Annotated in this window: 2 rRNA genes; both read right to left on the minus strand. The window is 46.3% G+C overall.

Going from position 1 to position 259, the window contains the following annotated elements:
* Positions 1 to 97: ribosomal RNA gene (rrf, locus tag M3225_RS29265) — 5S ribosomal RNA — on the minus strand; the annotation flags it as partial.
* A gap of 62 nt (positions 98 to 159) precedes the next feature.
* Positions 160 to 259 (minus strand): 23S ribosomal RNA (locus tag M3225_RS29270); the annotation flags it as partial.

Genomic DNA, 259 nt, shown 5'->3' on the forward strand with positions numbered 1-259 from the left:
TCACAGGGACAAAGTCCCAACTACCATTGGCGCTAAAGAGCTTAACTTCCGTGTTCGGTATGGGAACGGGTGTGACCTCTTCGCTATCGCCACCAGACAAGAGATTGCTCTCTCAAAACTAGATAACAGTTCGCTGAGTAAAGCTTACGCTTTTAAAGTTTGGTTAAGTCCTCGATCGATTAGTATCAGTCAGCTACACATGTCGCCACGCTTCCACCTCTGACCTATCAACCTGATCATCTTTCAGGGATCTTACTAG

The sequence above is a fragment of the Priestia aryabhattai genome (genome assembly GCF_023715685.1).
Taxonomy (GTDB): Bacteria; Bacillota; Bacilli; order Bacillales; family Bacillaceae_H; genus Priestia; species Priestia aryabhattai_B.